At 53.7% G+C, this 25,124-nt stretch carries 25 protein-coding genes and 2 tRNA genes; 1 reads left to right on the top strand and 26 read right to left on the bottom strand.

Going from position 1 to position 25,124, the window contains the following annotated elements; all coding sequences use genetic code 11:
* From LKE88_RS10180 to LKE88_RS10130, 11 genes are all read right to left on the bottom strand, one after another.
* Nucleotides 1-1,866, bottom strand: a complete 1,866-nt coding sequence (locus tag LKE88_RS10180) for an alkaline phosphatase (protein ID WP_199614409.1) — start codon at nt 1,864-1,866, stop codon at nt 1-3.
* A gap of 227 nt (nt 1,867-2,093) precedes the next feature.
* Complete coding sequence (phoU, locus tag LKE88_RS10175) at nt 2,094-2,762, bottom strand: phosphate signaling complex protein PhoU (RefSeq protein WP_231085779.1); 669 nt, start codon at nt 2,760-2,762, stop codon at nt 2,094-2,096.
* 10 nt (nt 2,763-2,772) lie between these two features.
* The gene (gene pstB, locus LKE88_RS10170) at nt 2,773-3,558 is read right to left on the bottom strand and encodes a phosphate ABC transporter ATP-binding protein PstB (RefSeq protein WP_105326785.1); all 786 of its coding nucleotides are present in this window, start codon (nt 3,556-3,558) and stop codon (nt 2,773-2,775) included.
* Nucleotides 3,551-4,423: a phosphate ABC transporter permease PstA gene (gene pstA / locus LKE88_RS10165; protein ID WP_105326784.1), complete on the bottom strand. Its 873-nt coding sequence runs from the start codon at nt 4,421-4,423 to the stop codon at nt 3,551-3,553. The genes pstB and pstA overlap by 8 nt, the downstream gene beginning before the upstream one ends.
* Nucleotides 4,424-4,425: 2 nt before the next feature.
* Nucleotides 4,426-5,358: a phosphate ABC transporter permease subunit PstC gene (gene pstC / locus LKE88_RS10160; protein ID WP_105326783.1), complete on the bottom strand. Its 933-nt coding sequence runs from the start codon at nt 5,356-5,358 to the stop codon at nt 4,426-4,428.
* Nucleotides 5,351-6,256, bottom strand: coding sequence for a phosphate ABC transporter substrate-binding protein (locus LKE88_RS10155; RefSeq protein ID WP_105326782.1), 906 nt, complete (start codon nt 6,254-6,256; stop codon nt 5,351-5,353). The genes pstC and LKE88_RS10155 overlap by 8 nt, the downstream gene beginning before the upstream one ends.
* Before the next feature lie 218 nt (nt 6,257-6,474).
* The gene (gene nspC / locus LKE88_RS10150; protein WP_231085777.1) at nt 6,475-7,614 is read right to left on the bottom strand and encodes a carboxynorspermidine decarboxylase; all 1,140 of its coding nucleotides are present in this window, start codon (nt 7,612-7,614) and stop codon (nt 6,475-6,477) included.
* 65 nt (nt 7,615-7,679) lie between these two features.
* On the bottom strand, nt 7,680-8,939 hold the full coding sequence (locus tag LKE88_RS10145) for a saccharopine dehydrogenase family protein (RefSeq protein WP_276803517.1): 1,260 nt from the start codon (nt 8,937-8,939) through the stop codon (nt 7,680-7,682).
* A 28-nt stretch (nt 8,940-8,967) separates the two neighbouring features.
* Entirely contained in the window at nt 8,968-9,837 is an 870-nt protein-coding gene (gene speB, locus LKE88_RS10140; RefSeq protein WP_105326779.1) for an agmatinase, read from the bottom strand.
* Nucleotides 9,824-10,693 (bottom strand): polyamine aminopropyltransferase, encoded by an 870-nt coding sequence (speE, locus tag LKE88_RS10135; protein WP_105326778.1) that lies wholly within the window; start codon nt 10,691-10,693, stop codon nt 9,824-9,826. The genes speB and speE overlap by 14 nt, the downstream gene beginning before the upstream one ends.
* An 18-nt stretch (nt 10,694-10,711) precedes the next feature.
* Complete coding sequence (locus tag LKE88_RS10130; RefSeq protein ID WP_105326777.1) at nt 10,712-12,172, bottom strand: aminotransferase class I/II-fold pyridoxal phosphate-dependent enzyme; 1,461 nt, start codon at nt 12,170-12,172, stop codon at nt 10,712-10,714.
* Nucleotides 12,173-12,721: 549 nt separating this feature from the next.
* Between LKE88_RS10130 and LKE88_RS10125 the strand changes: the two genes are divergently transcribed.
* The gene (locus LKE88_RS10125) at nt 12,722-13,237 is read left to right on the top strand and encodes an SRPBCC family protein (RefSeq protein ID WP_105326776.1); all 516 of its coding nucleotides are present in this window, start codon (nt 12,722-12,724) and stop codon (nt 13,235-13,237) included.
* Between the two features lie 68 nt (nt 13,238-13,305).
* Here LKE88_RS10125 and LKE88_RS10120 read toward each other — a convergent pair whose 3' ends face one another.
* From LKE88_RS10120 to serS, 15 genes are all read right to left on the bottom strand, one after another.
* Nucleotides 13,306-14,541, bottom strand: a complete 1,236-nt coding sequence (locus tag LKE88_RS10120) for a [Fe-Fe] hydrogenase large subunit C-terminal domain-containing protein (protein ID WP_105326775.1) — start codon at nt 14,539-14,541, stop codon at nt 13,306-13,308.
* Nucleotides 14,542-14,696: 155 nt separating this feature from the next.
* Nucleotides 14,697-14,885, bottom strand: a complete 189-nt coding sequence (locus LKE88_RS10115; protein WP_105326774.1) for a ferredoxin — start codon at nt 14,883-14,885, stop codon at nt 14,697-14,699.
* A gap of 209 nt (nt 14,886-15,094) precedes the next feature.
* Nucleotides 15,095-15,170, bottom strand: a tRNA-Ala gene (locus LKE88_RS10110).
* Between the two features lie 42 nt (nt 15,171-15,212).
* Nucleotides 15,213-15,656: an RrF2 family transcriptional regulator gene (locus LKE88_RS10105; RefSeq protein ID WP_105326773.1), complete on the bottom strand. Its 444-nt coding sequence runs from the start codon at nt 15,654-15,656 to the stop codon at nt 15,213-15,215.
* Between the two features lie 121 nt (nt 15,657-15,777).
* Nucleotides 15,778-16,434, bottom strand: coding sequence for a hypothetical protein (locus LKE88_RS10100; RefSeq protein ID WP_105326772.1), 657 nt, complete (start codon nt 16,432-16,434; stop codon nt 15,778-15,780).
* Nucleotides 16,435-16,530: 96 nt separating this feature from the next.
* A tRNA-Ala gene (locus LKE88_RS10095) sits at nt 16,531-16,606 on the bottom strand.
* Nucleotides 16,607-16,650: 44 nt separating this feature from the next.
* The gene (locus LKE88_RS10090) at nt 16,651-17,559 is read right to left on the bottom strand and encodes a CvfB family protein (RefSeq protein WP_105326771.1); all 909 of its coding nucleotides are present in this window, start codon (nt 17,557-17,559) and stop codon (nt 16,651-16,653) included.
* Nucleotides 17,556-17,909: a ribosome silencing factor gene (gene rsfS, locus LKE88_RS10085; protein WP_105326770.1), complete on the bottom strand. Its 354-nt coding sequence runs from the start codon at nt 17,907-17,909 to the stop codon at nt 17,556-17,558. Before rsfS ends, LKE88_RS10090 begins: the two co-directional genes overlap by 4 nt.
* Nucleotides 17,910-17,949: 40 nt before the next feature.
* Nucleotides 17,950-18,930 (bottom strand): LCP family protein, encoded by a 981-nt coding sequence (locus LKE88_RS10080; protein ID WP_105326769.1) that lies wholly within the window; start codon nt 18,928-18,930, stop codon nt 17,950-17,952.
* A 2-nt stretch (nt 18,931-18,932) separates the two neighbouring features.
* Nucleotides 18,933-19,520, bottom strand: a complete 588-nt coding sequence (gene yqeK / locus LKE88_RS10075; RefSeq protein WP_105326768.1) for a bis(5'-nucleosyl)-tetraphosphatase (symmetrical) YqeK — start codon at nt 19,518-19,520, stop codon at nt 18,933-18,935.
* 37 nt (nt 19,521-19,557) lie between these two features.
* Nucleotides 19,558-20,169 carry a nicotinate-nucleotide adenylyltransferase gene (gene nadD, locus LKE88_RS10070; RefSeq protein WP_105326767.1) on the bottom strand — a complete coding sequence of 204 codons (612 nt, stop codon included), beginning with the start codon at nt 20,167-20,169 and terminating at the stop codon, nt 19,558-19,560.
* A gap of 143 nt (nt 20,170-20,312) precedes the next feature.
* A complete protein-coding gene (locus LKE88_RS10065) occupies nt 20,313-21,098 on the bottom strand; it encodes a histidinol-phosphatase HisJ family protein (RefSeq protein ID WP_276803511.1) in 786 nt (261 codons plus the stop codon).
* 5 nt (nt 21,099-21,103) lie between these two features.
* A complete protein-coding gene (ychF, locus tag LKE88_RS10060; RefSeq protein WP_276803509.1) occupies nt 21,104-22,213 on the bottom strand; it encodes a redox-regulated ATPase YchF in 1,110 nt (369 codons plus the stop codon).
* 151 nt (nt 22,214-22,364) lie between these two features.
* Nucleotides 22,365-23,537 carry a type III PLP-dependent enzyme gene (locus LKE88_RS10055; RefSeq protein WP_105326764.1) on the bottom strand — a complete coding sequence of 391 codons (1,173 nt, stop codon included), beginning with the start codon at nt 23,535-23,537 and terminating at the stop codon, nt 22,365-22,367.
* 297 nt (nt 23,538-23,834) lie between these two features.
* The gene (serS, locus tag LKE88_RS10050) at nt 23,835-25,109 is read right to left on the bottom strand and encodes a serine--tRNA ligase (protein ID WP_105326763.1); all 1,275 of its coding nucleotides are present in this window, start codon (nt 25,107-25,109) and stop codon (nt 23,835-23,837) included.
* Nucleotides 25,110-25,124 lie beyond the last annotated feature (15 nt).

The raw sequence follows: 25,124 nt of genomic DNA, 5'->3' as shown, positions 1-25,124 counted from the left end.
TTATTTCTTCACCTTGCTGTAATCCACTTTAGTTTGGTTGGCATCAATGCCCAGGGCGCGCAGCATGCCAAAGAATACTTCGGTATTATCCATGGTACCCTTGAAGTATTCGGAACCGGGGCCGCCGGCGTTCAGCAGGATGTCATCTGCACTATGGCATTCCTGGGGATCGTCCTTAGGCGTATTGGCCGGCATCAGCTGTACAGGGTCTCCCTGATGAATACGGGCCGGGTTGGCCTTGGAGCTGCTGGTGGTCACTTGATGGAATTCCACTTTGTCGCCGATGGTGCTTTGTTCCTGTTTGGTTTCCGTTACGGACAGGGCCGGCGGGGTGGGTTTCTTCATAAAGTGGTAGTTGGAGTAGTATTCAGGATGGTTGGCGTACTGCACAGCCAAGGTAACATCCGGATCCGGATTATCCGGGAACCCATCCTTATCCTTGTCTTCGAAGGTGGGGAATACGGAGTTCTGGTATACCCGAACGGCTTCCGTGCCCTTCTTGCCATCGTGTTCATGGTAGGTACCGCTGATGGAAACCCCATGGGCATGGTCAGCCAGCACGATAATCAGGGTATCGTTGCCGTGTTCCTTGTTCCATTTTTCCGCATATTCGATGGCTTTATCGAATTCAATGGTATCGTAGGCGGCTCTCTGCCAATCCATGACGTGGAGCTGCTTATCGATGGAAGCCCCTTCAATCATGGCAAAGAAACCGTTGGGGTTCTTGGACAAGATGTCCAGGGACTTTTTGGTCATATCCATCAGATTGGGCTGGTCCGTGAAGCCCTTCAGTACAGAAGGATCCTTCAACATTTCCCGGTCCAGGTACACATTCATGGTGCTGGTATGGTACAGGCCCAGCAGGGGCTTGTCGCTGGGAGCATTTTTCATCTCCGTGGCAGTACCGGCAAAGGTGTAGCCCAAATCTTTAAAGTCTTGAATAATGTTGTCCTGGTCCTTCCGTTTGGAGCCGGGGGTGGACTGGGGCAGGTAACGGGAAGAACCGCCGCCCATGATGACGTCAGGACGATGGTAGGCGTCCAGGTAGCTCTTGGCCAGGAAGTCCTGGTTGGCACGCCGGCGGGTATGGCCAATCATGGCAGCCGGCGTAGCATCGGTGGATTCTGCCTGGGTGATGATGCCCACGGACATTCCACGGGTCCGTTTCACGATTTCGGAGATATTTTCCACCTTGGGATCATCAAAGGGATCCTTGGTGGAATCTTCGTAAACGCCCATAGCGTTGACTACGGATTTATGGCCGGTGGCATAAGCGGAAGCGGAGTTGGCGCTGTCGGTTACCAGGGAGTCATAGCCGCTGGTGGTAATAATGGCATTGTGGTCCAGTTTTTCCATGGCCAGCAGGTCATTGTACTTGCCGTTGGTCATGCCCTTGGACAGGATTCTGGCGATTTCCCGCGCTTGCAGGGACATACCATCACCCACGAACAGGATAACGTTTTTGGCCCGTTTGGGAGCCTTTTCGTTCACCACGGTATAACCGGCGGAGGAAACACTGTTGCCCAGGCTGTCCTGTGCCGTTACCTTAATGGCATAGGTACCAGTTTTGGGGAAAGAAACCTGATTGGCCCGGTAAGAGGTGACACCGTTGCCCAGGTCCTTCTTTTCCAGGGACTTGCCAAAGAACTTGTCTGCAGGCTGGCCATTGACCGTAACTGCCACATTCTTCAGCTGATCCGCTTGGGATACTTCCACATCAAAATCAAATTTGGCACCTGCCCAAAACTTGGCAGTGTCCACAGGCAGAATCCGGATCTGCGCCGCATCTGCCGGCATTTGGAAGCCCATGAGAGAGCCCCCTGCAATCACGGTGAGAATCGCCCGCTGCAGCCATTTGTTCTTCATAAACCATACCTCCTGAACTTGAGCGCCCTTCCAGGGAAGGGCGTAAGCGTTCTGTTTGATTTTTTCTACGGGAATAGCATACAAAAACTTTGTCATATTAAAATCAAGAGTATGTATAATTTGTGTCAAATTTGACCAAATTTATCGTATTCACAGGCTTTCCATATCTTTTGCCACATAACAAAAAACCGGGTGAGCCCATGCCCACTCGGTTTCTTATTGATTCCTTAATCCTTATCCGGACGGTCCCCTTTTAACAGGTTCCGTTTCTGGTATACGACCCAGTTGCCAATATTGGTGCCATGGTCCGCAGTCCGTTCCATGTACTTGAGGATCAGCACGTAGTCCACATAGGAGGCCACCAGATCGGGATTTTCCCGGATCAGGTCCATCATCACAGGCAACAGACGTTCAAAGTCCGCATCCACCACATCATCCTGGTCCCCAATATACTGGGCTTTTTCATCGTCTCCCTGGAGATAGCAGCGGAAACTTTCCTCCAGCAGGGACTGCATGTCGGCGTACATTTCGGCAAAGCCTTCGGGTGGCTTTACCTTGGGATTCCGTTCCAAAATGCGCACCGTATAGGTAGCAATATCGGAGCAGTGGTCCGCAATCCGCTCCAATTCGCTGAGTACCCGGAAAGTACCCACCAAATTCCGCCAATCATTGGCCACCGGGGATTGCAGCACCTGGATGGTCAAATCATGCCGCATAATGGTGCGGATCATATCATCAAATTTTCCGTCCCCATCCCGTACCTGCCGGGCCAGGTCAATATCCTGGGTAAACAGGGCACGGCGGGTATTGTTCAAAGCTTCTTCCAAAGCATCGATCAGCACCCGGACACTTTCCATAATTTCGTTTAAAGACCGTACGTATGCGTCTCTCATCATGACCCCTTTCTCAGCCGAACCGGCCCGTAATATAGGACTCTGTTCTGGGTTCGCTGGGATTCGTAAATAGCGTTTCCGTGTCGTTGAATTCCACCAGTTCTCCCAAGAAGAAGAAACCGGTTTTGTCAGAAATACGACTGGCTTGCTGCATATTATGCGTCACAATAACGATCGTATAGTCTTTTTTCAACTCCAAGGCCAAATCTTCGATTTTCTGGGTGGAAATAGGATCCAGGGCAGAAGTTGGTTCGTCCATTAAGATTACGGACGGCTGGGCTGCCAAAGTACGGGCAATGCACAATCTCTGCTGCTGCCCGCCGGACAGACCCAGGGCACTTTTGTCCAGGCGGTCCTTCAGTTCATCCCAAATGGCAGCCTGCCGCAGGCTGCGTTCCACAATCTCCGCCAGCTGGGCTTTGTTGTTGATACCCTGCACCCGAGGCCCGTAGGCCACGTTGTCAAAAATGCTTTTGGGGAACGGGGAAGGCTGCTGGAATACCATACCCACCCGGTAACGCAGGGCCAGGGGATCCACTTCCTTAAAGATATCCTTGCCTTCAAACAAGATGGTACCTTCCACCCGGCAGCCGGAAACCCAGTCGTTCATCCGATTCAGGGTTTTCAGCAGGGTGGATTTGCCGCAGCCGGAAGGCCCAATCAGGGCCGTAATCTCATTTTTCTTTACTTGCATATTGATATCTTTCAGAGCCTGGTGAGCGCCGTAGTACAAATCCAGGTGCTGGATATCAAAAATCAGGTCAGCAGCAGAAGCTGCCGGCTTCTGGTTATCAGTCATTGGTGACACCCTCCATCTTCTTTTCCAGGCGCCAGCTGACATACCGGGCCAGAACATTAAATACAACAACTGCAGTCATCAGAATGGCGGAAGTTACCCCGGCAATCTGAGCCGCATCCGGGCTTAAAGCTTCCGTTCTCATAACCCACACATGGAGGGCCAGGGTTTCCCCAGGACGGAAGGGGTTCAAGGGGCAGGTACTGGAAGCCAGGTCCCAGTTGCTCCAATCAATATCCGTAGACATCCCTGCGGTAAACATCAGGGCGGCTGCTTCCCCGAAGCCACGGCCAGCAGCCAGAATCAGCCCGGTCATAATCCGGGGCAGACAGGCTGGCAGCAGCACGTTCCAAATGGTCTGCCATTTGGAAGCCCCTAAACCCAAGCTGCCCAGAGTATATTCCGGTGGCAGATCCCGCAAAGCGTTCTCTGTTACGGAAGTCATCAGGGGCAGGGTCAAGATGGATACGGACAGGGCGCCCGCCATCAGGTTCCACTGGGAACCGGTCATCACAATAAAAACCAGGTAGCCGAACAAACCGACCACAATGGAAGGCAGGGAAGACAGGGTTTCCACCGCCATTCTTACCCAGTTGGTCAAACGGCCTTCCTGGGCGTATTCTGACAGGTAAACCCCGGCGGGAATCCCCCAGAGGGCACTGAAAACCAGGGCCAGGAATACCAGGTACAGGGTGTTGAAGAACATATCCTGAATGCTGTGGAGAATCCGCAGGTTTACAAAGGAAACGCCCTGGCCTACCACAAACAGGATAAAGGCAAACAGCAGCAGGGAGGCTCCCACCGCACCGGCCGTAAAGATGCCGCTCATAATCCGGTTCATCATTTTCTTGCGTGCTAAACCGTTCATGCTTAGGCCTCCTTTGCCGGGCTGGAACCCAGCCGCATATTATGGATCATAAAGATTAACAGGAAGGACAGCAGGAACAAGAGCAGTGCCAGCGCCCACAGGGCTGCACTGTATTCGCCGCCCTCCATGGCCCCGCCCATGTCGTTGGCAATCACCGTGGTCATAGTGCTGGCCGGCATAAACAGGGAGGTGGGGAAACGCTTCATCTGGCCGATTACCATGGCCACTGCCAGAGCTTCACCCAAAGCCCGGGCCATACCCAGTACAATACCGGTAAAAATGCCTCTGTGGGCCGCCGGCAGAATTACCTGCCGAATGGTTTCCCACCGGGTAGCCCCCAAGCCATAGGAAGCGTCCCGCCAGGTTTTAGGCACTGCCAGCATGGCATCTGCGGCCATGGTGGTGATTACCGGGAAAATCATGACGGCCAGTACCAGAGAAGCCGCCAGTACGGAAAAGCCAAAGGGCATGGGGAAAATCTGCCGCAGGAAGGGTACTAGTACGGTAAGGCCGATCCAGCCGTAGATAACGGAAGGAATACCGGTAAACAGTTCCACAATGGGGCGCAGGAAGCGCTGTTGGGCAGGCGTTGCCATTTCCGACATATAGATGGCCGCCGTCAGGCTCACCGGCAGGGCAAACACCAGGGACAGGAGGCAGGTCACCAGGGAGCCGGCAATAAACATGGCCGCCCCTACCTGTCCGCCCCCTTCCATGCTGTCGCTGGGACTCCAAACAGGAGAAAACAGGAATTCAAACACGCTATGGTGAAATTCCCAAAAGGTACCGCTTCCCTTCACAAGAAGGAAAGCGGCCATCAGGAAAGGCAGGAGAGCCGCCCCGATCCCACAGGCCACAATGAAGGCCTGGGAGATCTTTTCCTGACGGTGCACCTGTATTAAGTTGTTGCTTTGTACTGCTTTTTCATTATTCATGAGCTGTGTCTTTAACTTGCATCTTGCTGCTGACTCCATAACCCAGTTCCTCGATTCTCTTGCCGTAGTCAGCAGACAGCATGTAGTCGATGAAAGCTTTCACTGCTGCTTTCGGGCTCTTGTTGGTGTAAACGTGTTCATAACCCCATACATTGTACTTGCCGCTGTAGGTGTTTTCCAGGGTAGGAGCTACGTTGTTGATGGCGATGGTGCCAACCGTATCATTCTTGGTCAGGTAAGGCAGGGCTACATAGCCGATGGCGCCTTTGTTCTGGGCTACGCTTTGCAGCAGCAGACCGGAGTTATCGGTTTCCAGGGATTTGTTGGAAGCTTCTTCAGCACCGTTGATAGCGTATTTGGCAAACAGAGCGCGGGTACCGCTGGTCTTAGGACGGGTTACCAGGGTAATGGGTTCATCCGGGCCGCCTACTTCTTTCCAGTTGGTTACTTTAGCCGTGAAGATGTCGGCCAGCTGCTGATTGGTCAAGCTCTTTACCGTAGCAGCAATGTCCTTGTTCACGATGGTAGCTACCGTCATGACGCAGATCTTATGGTCTTCCAGTTTGTCAGCTTGTTCCTTGGTCAGTTTGGTGTTAGCCGGCACATCGGAGTTCCCCATATCTACGGAACCTTCAGAAACCTGTTTCAGGCCCATACCGGAACCACCTGCGTTCAAGCTGATGCTTACGTCCGGATTCTTTTTCTTGAAGGCTTCTGCAGCATCTTTTACCAGAGGCAGCAGGGCGGAAGAACCAGAACCCGTAATGTTCCCCTTTACGGCAGCCGGTTTGCTGTCGGTAGCAGCATTGTTGCTGGAGCCGCAGCCCATTGCACCAATCACAATACCCAATGCCATTGCGGTTACTGCCAATTTTTTCCATTTGCTTTTCAAATTCATCTTTTCATCGCTCCCTTGAATATCTAGTTTTCACTCTTATAAACAATTTCGGTATGCCTATAAGATATCAGGACAATGTAAAAACTAAAGACAAGGAATTGTAAAGAATTGTAAAATCTGAACAAATTGCGTCCGGAAAAATTCAAGACCCGCAGACTGCCTGGATTGGGGCAAAAAAAGAAGCACCTGCCGCAGCACGGTGCTTCTCACAATAAATATTACAATCTCATCTTAAAATCGGCGTAGCCAAAATGCTTCAGATTCTCCACGCTCCCGTTTTCCCGGAGCACGTTGATATCCGGCAGGGGCATGCCGTTAAAGGTATTGTTCTTGCAGGTGGTGTAGATGGCCATATCCCCAAAAAGCAGCAGGTCGCCTACCTGCAAAGGCCCGTCAAAGCTATAGTCCCCCACCACATCTCCGGACAGGCAGGTTGCACTGCCCAGCCGCCAGGTTTCCGCTTTTTCCCCTGCCTTGCCGGCCCCGTACAAAGGCGGCTGGTAGGGCATTTCCAGTACATCCGGCATATGGCAGGCGGCACTGGAATCCAAAATAGCCAGCTTCACGCCACTGTTTTCCAGTACGTCCAACACCCGAGTGGCCAGGTAGCCGGCGTTCAGGGCACAGGCTTCCCCCGGTTCCAGATACACTTGGACCTGCCACTTGTCCTGGGCATAGCGGATGCATTTTTCCAGCTGCTCCACATGGTAGCCGGGCCGGGTAATATGATGGCCCCCGCCCATATTCAGCCACTTCAGCCGGGGCAGCACAAAGCCAAATTTCTCATCTACCGCTTGCAGGGTCTTTTCCAGGTCATCGGCATCCTGTTCGCACAGGGTATGGAAATGGAGCCCGTCCAAAAGGTCCACCAGGTCCGGGGTCATCCACTTCTGCCACTGTTCCAGGGTGGTGCCCAGCCGGCTGCCGGGAGCGCAGGGATCATAAATGGCATGGCCCTCCTGGGTAGAACATTCCGGATTGATCCGCAGCCCTACACTTTTGCCGGCAGCTTTGGCCCGAGGGCCAAAGGCTGCCAGCTGCCGGGGAGAATTGAACACCAGATGGTCCGCATAGCGAAGCATTTCTTCCAGCTGGTCCTCCCGGTAAGCGCCGCAAAATACATGGACTTCCTTGCCCGGCATTTCTTCCGCCCCCAGACGGGCCTCGTAAAGACCGCTGGCTTCCGTGCCGGCCAGGTACGGGGCCAGCACCGGGTACAGGGCATAGTCGGAGAACGCTTTCTGGGCCAGCAGCACCCGGACCCCCGTACGTTGGGCCAAGCCGGCCAAAATCTCCCCATTATGGCGGAGAGCTGCCTCGTCCAGGATATAACAGGGAGTTATCAGATTCCCAAACATTTTTTCTGGGGAGTTTCCCCTTAGGCCGGCGAAAGCTGGCCGATTTTCTTTTTCCTTTGGTTCCATTATTTTACCAGTACCGGATTGTGGTTTTCCTGTTTGGGCAGGCCGTATTGGTCCAGGGCTGCCAGGAACGGATCCGGATCCATTTCTTCAACCGTATGCACGCCCGGTTTGATCCATTTGCCGGTGAGCATCATGAGAGCGCCGCACATAGCCGGTACACCGGTGGTGTAGCTGATGGCCTGGCTGCCCACTTCTTTGTAGCATTCCTGATGGTCACAGACATTGTAGATGTAGTAGGTTTTTTCCTTGCCGTCTTTCTTGCCGGTGAAAATGCAGCCGATGTTGGTCTTGCCGTTGGTACGGGGACCCAGGCTGGCAGGATCCGGCAGCAGGGCTTTCAGGAATTTGATGGGGACAATTTCGTGGCCTTCAAATTCCACCGGGGTGGTGGACAGCATGCCCACGTCTTCCAGACAGCGCATATGGTCCAGATAGCTCTGGCCGAAGGTCATAAAGAAGCGAATCCGCTTCACTTCCGGAATGTTTACCGCCAGGCTTTCGATCTCCTCGTGGTGGAGCAGGTACATATCCTTTTCCCCTACCTGGTCAAAATTATATTCCCGTTTGATGCTCATGGCCGGGATTTCCACCCAGTGGCCATTTTCCCAGTAGCTGCCAGGAGCAGAAACTTCCCGCAGGTTTACTTCCGGGTTGAAGTTGGTGGCGAAGGCATAGCCGTGGTCGCCGCCGTTGCAGTCCAGGATATCGATGGTATCGATGGTATCGAATTCATGTTTTTTGGCATAGGCACAGTAAGCCTGGGTAACCCCCGGGTCAAAGCCGCAGCCCAAAAGCGCCGTCAGGCCAGCCTTGGCAAATTTTTCCTTGTAGGCCCACTGCCAGCTGTAGTCGAAGTAGGCGGAGAAGCCTTCTTCCTTGCAGCGTTTTTCGTAAATGGCCCGCCATTTGGGGTCATCGGTATTTTCCGGCTCATAGTTGGCCGTATCCATATAGTTCACGCCGCAGGCCAGGCAGGCATCCATAATGGTCAGATCCTGATAGGGCAGGGCAATGTTCATGACCAGCTCCGGCTTGTAGCTGTTGATCAGGTCAATCACCTGCTGTACATCGTCCGCATCTACCTGGGCGGTGGTCACTTTCGTCTTGGTTTTGCCTGCCAGTTTGGCAGCCAGGGCATCGCATTTGGCCTTGGTCCGGCTGGCAATGCACAGTTCCGTAAATACCTCATCCAGCTGGCAGCATTTTTGAATGGCTACCGAAGCCACACCCCCGCAGCCAATTACCAGTACTCTACTCATAGTTCAAGCTCCTTTCGTCCTAACCTGCTTATTTCAGATTCTTTTTTTCCAGGGCCAGCAGCAGTTCCCGCACCACTTTGCAGGCCACTGCCGTGGAAGCCCCGCTGGCATCCAGCATGGGTGCCAATTCGTTGACATCACAGCCTACTACCCGGGTCCGGCTTACCAGCCGCAGGGCATTCAGCAGCTGCATAAAGCTGACCCCGCCGGCTTCCGGCGTACCGGTTCCCCAGAACACCGAAGGATCCAGGCAGTCCAGGTCGATGGTGAAATACACCGGCACCTGGCTTTGTTCCAGTTCCCGGACCAGTTTTTCCAAACCGCCGAAGCTGAAAGGATGCAGGTCCGTATGTTCCCTGGCAAAAACCCACTCGGAGCGTTCCCCGCTGCGAATGGCAAACTGATGGATTCTTCCATCTCCTATCATATCATAACAGCGGCGGATTACACAGGCATGGCTGAGTTTTGCCCCCAGATAATCCTCCCGCAGGTCCGTATGGGCATCAAAATGAATGATATGCAGCTCCGGATACTTTTCCTGTACGGCCCGGAAAGCTCCTAACGTCACCAGATGTTCCCCGCCCAGCATAAAGGGCAGTTTCCCGTCCTGGACAATGGTCCGAGTCCGGTCCTCAATATCTTTCAGCGCCGCTTCGGAACTGCCAAAGCATAATTCCAGGTCCCCGCTGTCAAAGACCTTGCAGTCTTCCAGGTCCGCGTCCTGGTAGGGGCTGTAGGTTTCCAGCCCAAAGCTTTCGTGGCGGATAGCCGCAGAACCAAAGCGGGCGCCGGGCCGAAAGCTGGTGGTAGAGTCAAAGGGTGCCCCAAACAGGACGATTCTGGCTTCTTCATAGGGCGTATCACAGGCCAGGAAGGTTTCTACATTAGTCTTCAGCATCTTTATTCTCCACCTCCTGCAGCATTTCCTCCAGGAAGGCCGGCAGCCAAAATGCGCCTACGTGCAGCCGGGTGGTATAGTACCGGGTGTGCATGTTCAGGGCTTCCCAGGCCGGGGCATCCAGGTCATTGATGGGATGGTACTTCTTGCTGGCAAAGCCAAAGGTCCAGTAGCCGGCTGCATAGGTGGGGATATGGGCCTGGTACACCTTGCTGATGGGGAAGGTGCTGACAATCCGCTGGTGGCTCCGCTGCATGGCAATGGCATCTTCCTTGTAGAAGGGACTGCCCTGCTGGTTGACCATAATGCCGTCCTCCCGAAGGGCGTTGTAGCAGCTGCCGTAAAATTCCCGGGTAAACAGCCCTTCCGACGGGCCAAAGGGGTCCGTGGAATCCACAATAATCAGGTCGTAGGAATTTTCGCAGTGGCGGATGAATTTCAGGGCATTTTCAAAATAGATATGCACCCGGCGGTCATCCATCCGGCAGGCGTTGCCCGGCAGGTAGTTCCGGCAGGCTTCCACCACCATGGGATCCATTTCCACCAGGTCAATCTTCTGCACCCGGTCGTAGCGGGTCAGTTCCCGGACCACGCCCCCGTCCCCGGCGCCGATGACCATGATATCCTTGATGCCCTTGTGCACCGCCATGGGCACGTGGGTAATCATTTCATCGTAAATAAATTCGTCCCGTTCGGTGAGCATCACGTTTCCGTCCAGGGTCAGTACCCGGCCAAATTCCGGGGTTTCAAAAATATCGATTCGCTGAAAATCACTCTGCTTGGAAAACAGGTGACGGTTGACCCGGATGCTGTGCTTCACGTCCGGGGTATGAAATTCGCTAAACCACATTTCCATAATTGCGCTCCTTCTGGCTTAGGCCAGTACATTCAGGTGCTTCAGCTCCGGATCTTCAGACCCGGTCATGCTGCAGCCCTTCTCTTTGGCGTACTCAATATGCCGCAGGATTTCTCCTGTAATTTTTTCTCCAGGGGCCAAGAGAGGAATGCCCGGAGGATAGCACATCACAAATTCGCTGCACACCCGCCCTTCGCATTTTTCCAAAGGCAGGCTTTCCTTGGGGGCGTAGAACGCTTCCTGGGGGCTCATCACCACCACCGGCTCCACATATTCCTGGCTCAGCATGCCGTTAGGATCCTTCTGGTAGCGGCGGCGGATTTCCGCCAGGGCGCTGACCAGCCGTTCCAATTCCTGGATTCGGTCCCCCATGGACAGGTAGGCCAGGATGTTGCCGATATCCCCAAACTCTATCTGGATATCGTACTCGTCCCGGAGAATATCGTACACTTCGATGCCTGCCAGGCCAATATCCAGGGTATGGATGCTCAGCTTGGTGCTGTCAAAGTCAAAAACCGAATTGCCGTTCATCAATTCCCGGCCAAAAGCATAGTAGCCGCCAATCTGGTTGATTTCCTGCCGGGCGTATTCCGCCATATCCACCACCTTGTGGAAGATTTCCTTGCCCTTCAGGGCCAGCCGGCGACGGCTGATATCCAGGCTGGACATAAGCAGGTAACTGCCGGAGGTGGTCTGGGTCAGGTTGATGATCTGCCGCACATAGCCGGCATGCACCTTGGGCCCGGTCAAAAGGAAGCTGGACTGGGTCAGGCTGCCGCCGCTTTTGTGCATGGAAATGGCTGCCATATCGGCCCCGGCTGCCATGCCGGACACCGGCAGGCCGCTGCCAAAATAAAAGTGGGTGCCGTGGGCTTCATCCACCAGGCACAGCATCCCCGCCTTGTGGGCCATATCCACAATGGCTCTCAGGTCGCTGCAAATGCCGTAATAGGTGGGGTTGTTCACCACCACGGCCACTGCATCGGGATTTTCCTGGATGGCCTTGGCCACCGCTTCCCGCTTCATGCCCAGGCTGATGCCCAGCCGCACATCCACATCTGGATTTACGTACACCGGAATAGCCCCGCACAGCACCAGGGCGTTCAGCATACTTTTATGGACATTTCGGGGCAGGATAATCTTATCCCCCCGTTTACAGGTGGAGAGAATCATGGACTGCACCGCGCTGGTGGTACCGCCCACCATCAGGAAAGCCTGGGCTGCTCCGAAGGCATCGGCAGCCAGCTTTTCCGCTTCCCGGATGACGGAAACCGGATGACACAGGTTGTCCAAGGGCTTCATACTGTTTACATCCACCCCAACACACTTTTCTCCCAGAAATTCCGTCAGTTCCGGATTGCCCCGGCCCCGCTTGTGGCCAGGTACATCAAAGGGAACCACCCGCATTTTTCGAAAGCGTTCCAGGGCTTCGTAAATGGGCGCCCGATTCTGATCCAACTTAGTCTTTTTTTCCAACATGTTTTCCCTCCCCTGGTATTTCCTCAAAACAAAAAAGCAAGCTGCCCCCTTGGCAGCTTGCGTGAATTTCCTGCAGCAAAAAATTTACGAAAGACAGAGTCCCTGCAAATTCAATCGGTTTCAGGACGGAGATCAGAGTCTATATAGCAATTCAACTTTTACTACTCTTATTGACCGTTTCACAAGTCTGCGCACAGACGCATTGCGGTTATGAAGTAACCAACTTATAAAATTTGAGCTTTCAACTCAATCAATAAGGCTGCAAACCAGTTGCCGCCAAAATCGGCAGTGGACCCGGCTGTCCGTATGGCCTTAACCTTCCAGGAAGGTGGTCCTAAAAATTGCTTTGAAAAGACTCTTTCGGTTCCTTTCAAATTGTTAAAATTGTAGCATAAAAAAATAGTTGTTGTCAATTATTCCTTTTTCTATAGTATCTTTTTAGGTACTATCATACAAAAAAGTGCATTCTTCATTTTTATAAAGTTTTGCGCTATGATACTTCCAGAAAACCTACAGCCCCCTGGGCTGCCCTATAAGGAGGAAATTATTATGCTGCATGAAATTCAATGGCCCCAGGACTACCTGCCCGGCACCACGGACAACTTTGCTTCCAACGAGGTCATCGTCCAAAATCTTACCGCTGCGGAAGTCTTCTCCACCCTGTTGGATACCAGTCTGTGGAACAGCTACTACAAAAACGCTTCCGACGTCCACTTTTACAATGAAGCCGGCCCTCTCCTGTCCCCCCATACCCGCTTCTCCTTTAAGACCTTCGGGTTCCCCATTGAGGCGGAAATCGTCGAATTCGCTGCTCCCAGTGAGGGGCAGCCCGGCCGTCTGGCCTGGCATGGCTGGGCTGAAGGGGATGCCGCCCATCGCCTGGATGTAATCCACGCCTGGCTTATTGAAGACCTGCCCCAAAACCGGGTGCGGATCCTGACCCAGGAATCCCAAAAAGGCGAACCCGCCAAAGAGCTCCACAACTCCGAACCCGACACCATGAACATCGGTCACCAGGACTGGCTGAAAGGCCTGGTCCGGACGGTCCAGGCCGCCCACAAATAAAACCAGGTAGTCCCCACGGACGCAGCCCAAAAAAGCACCTGCCGGCTTTCGCCAGCAGGTGCTTTTGCTCAGTCCATTTTCCGGTCAAACAAATCGCTCTTGGTCAGGAATTCCTCTACTGTGGGGAAACCCAATTTTTTCAAAAGCTCAATCACGTAGGGATTATCCCCGGGAGTCTTGGCCATGGCCTGGCGCCCATAGGCTTCCACATTGGCCTTGCCTTCTTCCTTGCTGATAAGAGCCTTGGGGCCGCCTACGCAGCCGCCCTTGCAGCCCATACCTTCAAAGAAGTTTCCTTCCCGGTTGCCCTTCAAGATATCGTCAATCATGGCCCGGCATTCCGGCACACTGTCGGCCCGGCGGGTCTTGATCTGGATTTTCCGGTTGGGGTTCAGCTGATGGACCGTACGGGATACCGCTTCCGCCACCCCGCCGGCAAAGGCATAGCAGATGCCCGCCCGGGAAGCATGGGGTACATCTTCTTCCGGCAGGCTGGCCAGATCCAGTTCCGTAGTGGAGAACAGATCCCGGAGTTCCTCGTAGGTAAGCACGTAGTCAATGGCGCCCTTCAGGTCGGGTTCCTTCATTTCCGCTTTTTTGGCCATGCAGGGTCCAATAAATACCGTAATGGCATCGGGATGGAGCACCTTAATGGTCCGGCCCCCGGCAATCATGGGAGAAACAGAACCGGGCACATTGGGCAGCAGCTGGTGGTACAGCCGCTTGATCATGGCAATCCACATAGGGCAGCAGCAGCTGGTCAGCTGGAAGTCGTCCTCACTTTTGATTTTCTTGTCAAATTCCAAGGCTTCCTTCAGCGTCAGGATATCCGCAAATACCGCCACTTCCAGCATCCCGGAAAAGCCCAGGATCTTTAAGGCCGTGCGCAGCTTGCCCGGGGAAACGTCCGGACCAAACTGGCCGGAAAAAGCCGGTGCCACCAGGGCATAAATGGGGGTCGTAGCCTTTTTCAGGGCTTCCACCACCGGAATGATGTCCTTTTTGGTTTTCAGGGCTTCCAGCTTGCAGGCGTCCACACAGGCTTCACAGCCCACGCATTTGTCATCGTTGACCTGAACGCCGTCCGGGCCCTTTTCCAAAGCGCCCCAGGTGCAGCGGTCCGTACATTTGTCCTGCTCCTCCGGAGGGCACAGGCAGGGCTTGGTCCGCCAAACCACCGGGGTATTTTCAGGATGGGCCAGGCAGGCAATCATCCGGGGATCCCCGTTGTCCACCTTTTTGGGATCCTTGCCTTCGGCGGCCCGCTTCAGCATTTCCTTATATAATTCGTCCAATGTAAGCATGTGTCTTTTCTCCTCTTATTTGCTAACCAACCTTGGTTTCTCTTATTATACCTAATGCCGCCCTCCAGCACAAGAAAAAGGGGCCGGGAGCGCAAAGCTCCAAGCCCCTGGGGCGGAAAACTGCTTTCTGCCCGGGTATGCGGTTGGGTTTCCCCTTAGTCCACTTGTTCAATGGCCCCAGCAGGACAGCCGTTCATGGCATCCTGGGCAGCCCCTTCCTGATCTGCCGGTACGGCATCCGGAATGGCCTCAGCCACACCTGCATCCGTCATATGGAAAACGGCGGGACAGGTTCCTTCACAAAGACCGCAGCCGATACAATTTTCATTGACTTTAAATTTCATAATAACACTCCCCTGTTTCTTTCCTGGTCAGCAGGACCGCTTCCCCGTGGAGGCTGCCGCCCTGCCCTTTTGACTGTAGCTTAACAGACTCCAGGGGGAAAGTACGTTGTTTTTACAACATTTTTAAAAATTTCCCCAGGAAGTTCCAAGCAGCTTTAGGCCAAATAAAAAAATCCGCTTCCCTCGGAAACGGATCTTGCCACCCAAATTGGTGGAGCATAGGAGGATCGAACTCCTGGCCTCAAGATTGCGAACCTTGCGCTCTCCCAGCTGAGCTAATGCCCCATGAGCCCTATTATAATACGAAAAAAACAGCAGCGCAAGGGATTAGCCTTGGGCTGCTGCCATTTTCTGCAATTTCTGCTTCTGTTTTTCTACCAGGTCTGCCAACGTGGTATGGTCCACAATGGTGTCCACTGCATCCTGAATCTCTTTCCACAGGTCCAGGGTAACACATTGCTCTGCCCGGCTGCAAATTTCGTGGCCCGGTTCCAGACAAGCCACCGGCGCCAGGGAACCTTCCACCGCCCGGATGATTTCTCCTGCCGTATAGTCCTTGGGTTCCCGCACCAGGCGGTAGCCGCCTTGGGCCCCCCGGGCGCTTTTTACCAATTTTGCCCGGGACAGTTGGGTGATAATCTGTTCCAGATATTTTTCTGAGATTTCCTGCCGCTGTGAGACACTTTTGATAGGGACATACGAATCTGTGCCGTTGAGCGCCAGGTCAATCATCAGGCGCAGGGCATACCGCCCTTTAGTTGAAATTTTCATAATGCCTCCCTTAGGCTGCCAAACAGCCTTGCTATTTCCTATAATCTTACTATATAATTCTCCAAAAGAAAAGAGAGAATTGCCTAATGTTTACTAGGAATTCTCTCTTTTTCTTATATTGTTATTCTACGACTTCCAGGGGCATCTCCTGGAGGGCTGCCTGACGGGCTGCTGCCCGGCTGCGGCTTTTTTCTCCGGAGGTAACCGTTTTGGGCATGCGCTGGGCGATAATCTCACTGATTCTTTGATTGGCCTTGTCCACCGCTTCCATGACCACACCCCGGTTGCCTATGCCGCCAATAAAGGTGGTGCTGTCCGCCTTGATGGACAGCCGGCCGCTGTACAGGTACTTGTCCCCGGCCACGTCTACAATCTTAAAGGGAACCTGGGTGGTCATTTCAATACCGTGGCTGAACCAGGAGCTTTTTTCCTTCCGAATGAAGGGCTGGGCTTCCGCGTAAAGCACGTAATCCACCGGTTCATTGCCCAGGGCCCGGATAATGTCGCTGCGCTCAGCGGTGTAGATATCGTCGATGCCCTGTTCCTGAAGCTTTTTCATCACGTTTTTCCCATCCACCCACACGTAGGTAGATGCTGGCAGGGCCGCCTTGAAGTTTTTCATAAACTTCTTGTCGATAGCCTTATTGTAATCGGTTTCCGCATGGTTCTGGTACAACACCACCACAACGGGTTTGCGGCTAGTCCGTTCAGCGGCAAAGGCCAGGCTGCCGGCAATCACCAAAAGAGCCGCTGCCAAAAGAGCAATACGCTTCCACATGGTATCCCTTCTTTCCTTACAGATGCCGGGATGCCCCGGACTTTTTCTGGTACAAAAAAGGTGCTGTGATCATTCACAGCACCCTGATTTTTTCATTGGTGGAGACAAGGAGGATCGAACTCCTGACCTCTTGCATGCCATGCAAGCGCTCTCCCAGCTGAGCTATGCCCCCAACGACTTGCTTATTATACAATGCACTTTCGTTTTTTGTCAAGCCTATTTTTTAGAATCTGGCTGAATCAGCGTGGTCCAGCCATTCTCCTGCTTTACCTTGCCTTCCTTCATCAGCCGGCCCAGAGCCCGCTTGAAGGCAGCTTTGGAAATAGAGAAGGCAGCCTGGATAATTTCCGGCGGCGTATCGTCCGTGTAAGGCATGGTTCCCTGGCGTTTTTCCAAAAGGGCCAGGATCCGTTCACTGTCCGTTACCATGGCCTTTTCCTTAACTTCCCGCAGTGACATGTCCACCCGTCCGTCCTCCCGGACGAAGGTAACCCGGCCGGTAACCTTTTGGCCAAAGTCCAGCCGCCCCCCCGGCACCTCATCCCGGTGGATGAAGGCCAGGTACCGCCGTTCCGTCAACAGGAAGAACCCTTCCGGCAGGATGTTGTACACCGTCCCGGTGAGCTGGTCCCCAACTTTTACGTCCTTGGCAGGCACGGAAGCCCGAATCATGTCGTCTTCCACCCGCATGGTAACGGCCTGCCGGCCGCTTTTGTCCCGGTACAGTTTTACCCACACCAGCTGCCCCGGAGACACATGGCCCCGCATTTCGCTGTAGGGCAGGAAAATGCCCCGTTCAGCCCCAATGTCCACAAAGCCGCCCTTCCGGGTTACGGACAGGACCTTCACGTACCCCAGCTGGCCTTCCCGCATTTTGGGAAGCTTCATGCTGGCGGTCATTCTCCCCTTGGTATCCAGGTACAAATACACCTTTACCACATCTCCGGCCTTAACCGGAGCCGTCTGCTGGTGCTTATGCAGCAGGATATCGTCGGAGGTATTGCCGGTGCCTGCATCCAGAAATGCGCCGGCTTCGCCAATCCGCACGGCCTTCATTTCGCATACATCACCTACCCGGTAGCGGCCAACGGTCTTGACCGTTACGGGTTCTTTCTTGTTCATCATGCTTCTGTCTCCGTATAGCTTTCGCTGGGAGCATCTGCCCACAGCTGTTCCAGGTTGTAGAAATTCCGTTCTGCTTCCCGGAAAATATGGGCTACGCAGTCGCCGTAATCCAGCAGAATCCAGCTGCCTTCGGCATAGCCTTCCTTATGCATGGGCAGGCGGCCCTGTTCGGCCAGCTTGTCCTCAATATTGTCCGCAATGGCCCGCACCTGGGTGGTGCTGGAAGCGGAACAGATCATGAAATAATCCGTTACCGGGGAAATTCCGGTCATGTTCAGCAGCAGGATATCCTGTGCTTTTTTGTCTGCAGCAGCTGCCGCAATCTTGTTGGCCAATTCTTTTTCTGTCATACAATCACTCCTTACTTCACTTCTCGCATCCATCATCACATTAATCTTCAGTAATCCGCTTATGAGGGATTTTCAGTTCATCCAGGGTTGCCCCAATCTTGCTCCGGGTAGTCACCCAATAGCTCACCCCGCCAATGGTGGCAAAATCGCCTTCCAGACTGGCAGACTGGACCCCGTTTTCGCCAAACATTCTCAGACAGTTGGCTGCCTTCACCATGCTGAGGAAATCCATATCCGTATGGACGTAGCGGGTAGCCGTGGAAATCAGCATGGGCATCTTCATCATGTTGCCCATGGTAAAGGCCTGCTTGGACAGGGCCTTCAGGAACTTCTGCTGCCGCTCCACCCGGCCAATATCGCCCATTTCGTCATGCCGGAACCGCACATACTCCCCGGCCTTTTTCCCGTCCAGGTGCTGGAAGCCCTTGTTCAGGTGGATTTCCAGGTCCGCATAGGGATCCTCGTAGTTCATATTCTTTTCCACGTCCAGGTCCACACCGCCCAGCATATCCACCACTTTGATAAAGCCCTGCCAGTCCACCTGCATATAAAAATCGATGGGCACCTGGAGCAGGTTGGAAACCGTCTGCTTGGCCAGCTTCACCCCGCCGTAGGCATAGGCGGCGTTGATTTTATCATAGCCGCTGTGGCCGGGAATATGCACCCGGGTATCCCGGGGCAGGCTCAGCACGGACACCCGGTTCCTCGCCGGGTCAAAGCTCACCAGCAGCATGGCATCCGTCCGCTTGGGGGCATTCTTGTCAAAGTCTTCGCTGTCCCCATCATCCGTACCCAAAAGCAGCAGGTTGATGCGTTCAGAAAAGGCTTCCTCGGACAGGTGGTCTTCCTTTTCTGTCTGCACCGCCACTGGATCGGTCCGAAAAAAGCGGTTGTAGATTCTCATGCCGGCAGCAAAACAGCTGCCAAAAAGGGCCAGAATCAGAACAAGGCAAAAAAACAATCGCCCTTTACGCAGCCGCTTCTTGTAATGCGGCTTGCCAGCATTGTTCTCTTCTGTCATAGTCAACTCCTGTTATTCTTTGGTTTTTTCAGCTGGATGGCCAGTTCGTTGTAGCCGGCCAGGCAGTCCGGGTGAATCAGCAGCTGGGAACCCAGCAGGTATTCCATGGTATTGGCGTAGGCCGCCAGCATGGTAGTTTCCAAGCTCTTTTTGGCCATTTTCCGCATTTCCTCCACTTTGGGGAAATCCCGGGCCGGCTCCAATAAATCCGCCAGGTAGATGACCATGCACAGGGGGCTCATATGGGCAGCGCCTGTGGTATGGTACCGGATGGCATTCAAAATATCCGGATCCGTTACCCCAAATTCGTGCTGGGCGTAGTATTTGCCCAGTTTGGAATGGATCAGGATGGGCTGACAGCGTTCAATTTCGTCCAGGTCAATGCCCAGTTCTTCAGCCTTGGCGATAAAATCCCGGGTGGGAATCTGCCGCCCGCTGTCATGGATCAGGCCGGCAATGGCGGCCTTCTTTTCGTCCACCCCGTGAATCCGGGCCAGGCGGATGGCGGTTTCACAAACTGCCACACTATGTTTAAACCGTTTTTCCGGCAGCTCTTTTGCCAGCCGCCGCTTCATTTCTTCCAGTTCCATATTGCCCTCACTTCCTTATAAAGAAAGACAGAGACCCCTACCCCTGGTAGAGCTCTCTTTGTCTGATGTAATCGGCTACTGCCTGGGGAACCAGGTCCCCAATGGCTTGTCCTGCCCGGACCCGCTGGCGGATCTGGGTTGAAGAAATATCGATTTCCGGCGTATCCACCCACACAAGCCGGGTAAGGCCCTGCCGGGCCAGCGCTCTCGTCACCTTTTCCTTGTAAGGGGCAAAACCAGGCCGGGCCGCTGCCGCAAAAATGCTGCAGCGCATGGCCTCCCGAATCCGGTGCCAGGTAGGCAGCTGTTCGGCGGAATCCGCCCCAATGAGAAAGTACAGGTCATAATACCTATGGTAACGGCGGTACAGCTGGTGCAGGGTGTCCACCGTATAGGAAACGCCCCGCCGGCGCAGCTCCCGGTCCGAAACCGTAAAAAGCGGATGCCCCTGAATCCCTAATAGGGTCATGGCCAGGCGATCCGGCGAAGGGGAACACTGCTGCTGCAATTTGTGGGGCGGCAGGTAATCCGGGATAAACAGGATTCGGTCCAGCTTCAGCTGCTGCTGCATGGCTTCAGCAATTGCCAGATGTCCCTTATGGATCGGGTCAAAGGTCCCGCCAAAAATTCCCAGCCGCATACGGCCCATACACTTCCCCACCTTTTAAACAGGATGATACTAGTGTATTATATCAGGCTAGGCCCCGTAAAACAAGCAAGGAGCCGTGACAATTGTATGGCAGCAGCCAAAAATGGCAGAAAAAAACAGGGACCCGAAGGCCCCTGCTGCTTTTATTCTTGGCAAAGCTGCCGTTTCCGTTCTTTGTAGTATACCAGCTGCAAACCTGCCGCATCGGCAATGGCCTTGCCCACCGCCAAATCCCGGCCTACGTGCTCCGGATAATGGGCATCGCTGCCCAAGGTAGCGTAGCGGCCCCCCAGCTGGGCAAACCGGTTGTACAGCTCCTGCAAGGGCGGAATCACCTGGGGGTTGCCCAGACGCCGGGTGTTGATTTCCAGGGCCTTGTCCTGCTCAATCAGCAGGGTGAAAACCTTATCCCACAGCTCCGGATTGTCCTTGTAATACAGATTGGGATCCGGGTAGGGCATATACCGGCAGATATAGTCCAAATGGCCGTAGGAATCAAAATCCGGGTGCAGCTCTAGGCAGCGCACGGAGTCTTCCAGATAATCCCGGACGGCCTGCTCCTTGGTCATTCCCTCATAGGTGGAAGGTTCGTACATATCCTTCCCCAAAAAGCAGTGCATGGACCCCACCACCTCGTCAAAGGGATGGGCGGCGGTCATTTTCCGGTCTTCCTCAATGGCCTGGGGCTGAAGGCCCACTTCGATGCCCAGCAAAATCTGTTCCGTCCGGTAGGGGGTATTCTTCCGGAAATAATCGTCAATATCGAACAGGAACATTTCCGGATTGGTGGGGTAATACCGGTCCCAGTGCTCCGTCAGAATGAGCCCGATATTTAACGCCTTGGCCCGTTCGATGGCCTGGGGCAGGGTCATCTCTGCATCACAGGAATAGTCGGCATGGGTATGGGTATCATACAGCATGGTTGTCATCTCCCTTATACGTTAAAGCGGAATTCCACCACGTCCCCATCCTGCATGATGTAGTCCTTGCCTTCCAGCCGTACCAGGCCTTTTTCCTTGGCAGCCTGTTTGGAACCGCATTTAACCAGATCCTCGTAGGAGACGATTTCCGCCCGAATAAACCCTTTTTCAAAATCGGAATGAATCTTACCAGCAGCCTGGGGAGCGGTAGAGCCCTGGACAATGGTCCAGGCCCGGGATTCCATTTCCCCGGCGGTAAGGAAAGTCTGTAAGCCCAGCAGCTTAAAGCCGGCTTTGATCAGCCGGTCCAGACCTGCTTCCGTCAGCCCTTCCATTTCCAGGTATTCCTTGGCTTCCGCTTCCGGCAGTTCGGCAATTTCTTCTTCCACCTTGGCAGAAATCACGATAACCTGGGCATGTTCCTGGGCCGCATAATCTTCCAGGGCTTTCACATAGGGATTGCCGGAAGCATCAGCCGCTTCTTCCTCGGACACATTGGCTACGTACAGAATGGGCTTCAGGGTCAAAAGATCCAGTTCCTTTACCGCGTCCTTTTCGTCCTCGGTGAGTTCCATCCGGCGGGCAGGCACGGCGTCGCCCAGGCCGGCAGAAATCTTTTTCAGCACTTCTGCCCGGGCAGCGGCTTTCTTGTCCCCGGATTTCATCAGCTTCTGAACCTTCACCAATTGCTTGTCCACGGAATCCAGGTCCGCCAGGCACAGCTCCGTATTGATGATTTCCACGTCCCGGATCGGGTCAATGGAACCTTCCACGTGGGTAATGTTTCCGTCTTCAAAGCAGCGCACCACTTCAGCAATGGCGTCCGTCTGCCGGATGTGGGACAGGAACTTGTTGCCCAGGCCTTCTCCCTTGGATGCACCTTTCACCAGCCCGGCAATATCCACAAAACGCATGCCGGCAGGCACAATCTTCTTGGAATGGAACATCTCGCTGAGCACCTTCAGGCGCGCATCCGGTACGTCCACCACCCCTACGTTGGGCTCTATGGTACAGAACGGGTAGTTGGCTGCTTCAGCACCTGCCTTGGTAATGGCATTGAATAGTGTACTTTTTCCTACGTTGGGCAACCCTACAATACCCATTTCCAAATTGGTAGAACTCATGAATCATCTCTCCTTATTTCTATCTGTTATGATTGATCTCCGATACAGATGCTACTATTGTAACACAAGAATGGCAAAGCCTCAAAAGAAACCCGAAAACAAAAAGCCCTTTCTGCCGGATACTTCGGCAAAAAGGGCTCTAGGGGAAAGCTTATACCGCCAGCTGCATTTTTTCCAGGCCCAGCTCCGCCTGGACTTCTTCCCAGACCACAATCCGGGCTTTCTTAAAGCCATTGAAGGTGGTGGCGGAAGCAGAAGTATACGCCCCGCATACCGGCACCAGCAGCAGATCCCCCACTTCCAGGGGTTCCGTCAGCTTTCCCCGGAACATAATATCCAGGGAGTCACAGCTGGGGCCGGCAAAAGTAGCCGGAATCTTTTTTCCGCTGTTTTTGAAGCTGATCAGTTTGAAATCCCATTGGTCAAAGATTACCCCGGAAAACGTGCCGTAAATGCCGTCGTCCAGGAAATACCAGGTCTGGCCATTGCGTTCATTGACGCCGATAACCCGGGTAATCAGGTTCATGGCCGTACCGCACAGGTACCGGCCCGGTTCGGCCCAGATTTCCAGGTCGGAGAAGTCTTCATTTAGCCGGGCTGCTATCTGGTCCAGCAGAGCGGACAGGTTGTAGTGGACGCCGGTTTCCGGAATGGGCATACCTCCGCCAATATCCAAAATGCGCATGGTAAGACCCTTGGCCCGGGCCTGCTGCATGAGTTTTTTGGTAATATCCAGGGCCAGCAGATAGGGATCCGCCACCACCGTCTGGCTGCCCACATGGAAGGCCACCCCGGCCATATCCAGGCCCGCAGCCTGGGCCTTCAGCATCAGGTCCAGCGCCTTTTCCAGGGGTGCGCCAAATTTCTTGTTCAGGTCCACATGGGCCTTGGGGTTATCGATGCGCAGCCGCAGGAGAACCGTGGCTCCCGGGCAATGCTGGGCAATCTTTTGGATTTCCGATTCACTGTCAAAGGTCATATGGGTTACACCGGCATCGGCACAGGCCTTAAAACCGGCATCAATCTTAATGGGGTTGGCGTAGATCATCCGGTCCCCGGCCACGCCCAATTGGGAAAGGGTGCGGATTTCCCCGTCACTAGCTACGTCAAAACTGGAGCCTTTATTGATCAGCAATTCCAGGATCCGCAGATCCGGATTGGCTTTCATGGCATAATGAATTTTTAGCTGCGGAATATGAGCCTGCAGCAGATCATAGTTTTTCTCCACCTGGTCCAGGGAAAGCACCAGCAGCGGAGTCTCAAAACGTTCTGCCAGACTGGTTACGGCTTCTTGGGACAATTGGAAAAAACTTTGTTCGTTCATGTAACATCCCCCTTTGGCCCAGCAGGGCCTGTGCAAATTTCGTTATCATTATACAGCAAATCAGGGAAAGTACAAGAGGAAAATTGAGGAAAACAAAGGAGTTTTGAGGACTTTAAAGGAGTTTCACGAAAAATATGCATAGTTCATTTTTAAGTCACTTAATACCCTTAAATGCGTAAATTCCTCGAAATAGCGCATAAGAAGAACTCCGAGGGCGTCCTACCTCCCCTAGAAGAAAAAACAGCGCCTGCCCCGGAAGGCAGACGCTGTATATTTATCCAATTAGAAAATTTTTGCTCAGATACCCTTAATGACGTCGCAGCCCATGTACGGACGCAGCACTTCCGGCACCACCACAGAACCATCGGCCTGCTGGTAGTTTTCCAAAATGGCAGCTACGGTACGGCCTACTGCCAGCCCGGAGCCGTTCAGGGTATGTACGTATTCCGGTTTGGACTTGCTGTCCCGACGGAAGCGGATATTGGCTCGTCTGGCCTGGAAGTCTTCCGTGTTGGAGCAGGAAGAGATTTCCCGGTATTTGCCCTGGGCAGGGAACCAAACTTCAATATCGTAGGTCTTGGCAGCGGAGAAGCCCAGATCGCCGGTGCACAGGCAAACCACATGGTACGGCAGTTTCAGGGCTTGGAGGATCCGCTCAGCATCATTGGTGAGTTTTTCCAGCTCGTCATAGCTGCTTTCCGGAGTGGTATATTTCACCATTTCTACCTTGTGGAACTGGTGCTGACGAATCAGGCCCCGGGTATCCCGGCCGGCAGAACCGGCTTCAGCCCGGAAGCAGGGGGTCAGTGCCGTTACGTAGATGGGAAGCTTGGACCCATCAATGATTTCGTCCCGGTAGTAGTTGGTCAAAGGTACTTCGGCGGTAGGAATCAGGTACATATCCTGGTTTTCCACCTTGTACATATCTTCCTTGAATTTCGGCAGTTGGCCCGTACCCGTCATGGTAGCGGCGCTGACAATGTACGGAGGAATCACTTCCGTATAGCCGTCCTTCTGGGTATGCTGGTCCAGCATGAAGTTGTAGACCGCACGTTCCAGATGGGCACCGGCACCCATATAGTAATAGAACCGGGCACCGGAAACCTTGGCAGCCCGTTCAGCATCCAGGATGCCCAGGTTTTCGCCAATTTCCCAGTGGTTTTTCGGTTCAAAATCGTATTTCGGCAGTTCGCCCCATTTCCGCACTTCGGGGTTTTCACTATCGTCCTTGCCTACCGGAACATCTGCTGCAGGCATATTGGGAATGGTCAGCATAATGGCGTGCAGACGGGATTCCACATCCTTCAGCTTTTTATCGCCTTCGGAGATTTTGTCACCCAAAGCGCGCATGGCCAGGATTTTCTCCGTAGCATCTTCTCCGTTTTTCTTCATTTGGCTGATCTGGGCGCTGACCGTATTCCGCTGGCTCTTGTCAGCTTCTACTTCCTGCAGCAGGTCTCTGCGCTCTTGATCCAATTGTTTGAATTCGTCCAAGTCCATCTTCGATTGACGATTTTTGATGGCTTGAAGTACTTTGTCCGTATTTTCCCGAACAAATTTCAAATCTAGCATAGTTATACCCCCAAA

It is taken from the genome of Acidaminococcus hominis (assembly GCF_022484025.1).
Taxonomy (GTDB): Bacteria; Bacillota; Negativicutes; order Acidaminococcales; family Acidaminococcaceae; genus Acidaminococcus; species Acidaminococcus hominis.
The sequence above is the reverse complement of the archived record's forward strand: the minus strand, read 5'-3'. Positions and strand labels throughout refer to the sequence as shown.

Excerpts from the sequence above, each read along its gene's own strand:
- LKE88_RS10180 (WP_199614409.1), bottom strand. The coding sequence starts at position 1,866 with ATGAAGAACAAATGGCTGCAGCGGGCGATTCTCACCGTGATTGCAGGG.
- phoU (WP_231085779.1), bottom strand. The coding sequence starts at position 2,762 with ATGATGAGAGACGCATACGTACGGTCTTTAAACGAAATTATGGAAAGT.
- pstB (WP_105326785.1), bottom strand. The coding sequence starts at position 3,558 with ATGACTGATAACCAGAAGCCGGCAGCTTCTGCTGCTGACCTGATTTTT.
- pstA (WP_105326784.1), bottom strand. The coding sequence starts at position 4,423 with ATGAACGGTTTAGCACGCAAGAAAATGATGAACCGGATTATGAGCGGC.
- pstC (WP_105326783.1), bottom strand. The coding sequence starts at position 5,358 with ATGAATAATGAAAAAGCAGTACAAAGCAACAACTTAATACAGGTGCAC.
- LKE88_RS10155 (WP_105326782.1), bottom strand. The coding sequence starts at position 6,256 with ATGAATTTGAAAAGCAAATGGAAAAAATTGGCAGTAACCGCAATGGCA.
- nspC (WP_231085777.1), bottom strand. The coding sequence starts at position 7,614 with ATGTTTGGGAATCTGATAACTCCCTGTTATATCCTGGACGAGGCAGCT.
- LKE88_RS10145 (WP_276803517.1), bottom strand. The coding sequence starts at position 8,939 with ATGAGTAGAGTACTGGTAATTGGCTGCGGGGGTGTGGCTTCGGTAGCC.
- speB (WP_105326779.1), bottom strand. The coding sequence starts at position 9,837 with ATGCTGAAGACTAATGTAGAAACCTTCCTGGCCTGTGATACGCCCTAT.
- speE (WP_105326778.1), bottom strand. The coding sequence starts at position 10,693 with ATGGAAATGTGGTTTAGCGAATTTCATACCCCGGACGTGAAGCACAGC.
- LKE88_RS10130 (WP_105326777.1), bottom strand. The coding sequence starts at position 12,172 with ATGTTGGAAAAAAAGACTAAGTTGGATCAGAATCGGGCGCCCATTTAC.
- LKE88_RS10125 (WP_105326776.1), top strand. The coding sequence starts at position 12,722 with ATGCTGCATGAAATTCAATGGCCCCAGGACTACCTGCCCGGCACCACG.
- LKE88_RS10120 (WP_105326775.1), bottom strand. The coding sequence starts at position 14,541 with ATGCTTACATTGGACGAATTATATAAGGAAATGCTGAAGCGGGCCGCC.
- LKE88_RS10115 (WP_105326774.1), bottom strand. The coding sequence starts at position 14,885 with ATGAAATTTAAAGTCAATGAAAATTGTATCGGCTGCGGTCTTTGTGAA.
- LKE88_RS10105 (WP_105326773.1), bottom strand. The coding sequence starts at position 15,656 with ATGAAAATTTCAACTAAAGGGCGGTATGCCCTGCGCCTGATGATTGAC.
- LKE88_RS10100 (WP_105326772.1), bottom strand. The coding sequence starts at position 16,434 with ATGTGGAAGCGTATTGCTCTTTTGGCAGCGGCTCTTTTGGTGATTGCC.
- LKE88_RS10090 (WP_105326771.1), bottom strand. The coding sequence starts at position 17,559 with ATGATGAACAAGAAAGAACCCGTAACGGTCAAGACCGTTGGCCGCTAC.
- rsfS (WP_105326770.1), bottom strand. The coding sequence starts at position 17,909 with ATGACAGAAAAAGAATTGGCCAACAAGATTGCGGCAGCTGCTGCAGAC.
- LKE88_RS10080 (WP_105326769.1), bottom strand. The coding sequence starts at position 18,930 with ATGACAGAAGAGAACAATGCTGGCAAGCCGCATTACAAGAAGCGGCTG.
- yqeK (WP_105326768.1), bottom strand. The coding sequence starts at position 19,520 with ATGGAACTGGAAGAAATGAAGCGGCGGCTGGCAAAAGAGCTGCCGGAA.
- nadD (WP_105326767.1), bottom strand. The coding sequence starts at position 20,169 with ATGGGCCGTATGCGGCTGGGAATTTTTGGCGGGACCTTTGACCCGATC.
- LKE88_RS10065 (WP_276803511.1), bottom strand. The coding sequence starts at position 21,098 with ATGACAACCATGCTGTATGATACCCATACCCATGCCGACTATTCCTGT.
- ychF (WP_276803509.1), bottom strand. The coding sequence starts at position 22,213 with ATGAGTTCTACCAATTTGGAAATGGGTATTGTAGGGTTGCCCAACGTA.
- LKE88_RS10055 (WP_105326764.1), bottom strand. The coding sequence starts at position 23,537 with ATGAACGAACAAAGTTTTTTCCAATTGTCCCAAGAAGCCGTAACCAGT.
- serS (WP_105326763.1), bottom strand. The coding sequence starts at position 25,109 with ATGCTAGATTTGAAATTTGTTCGGGAAAATACGGACAAAGTACTTCAA.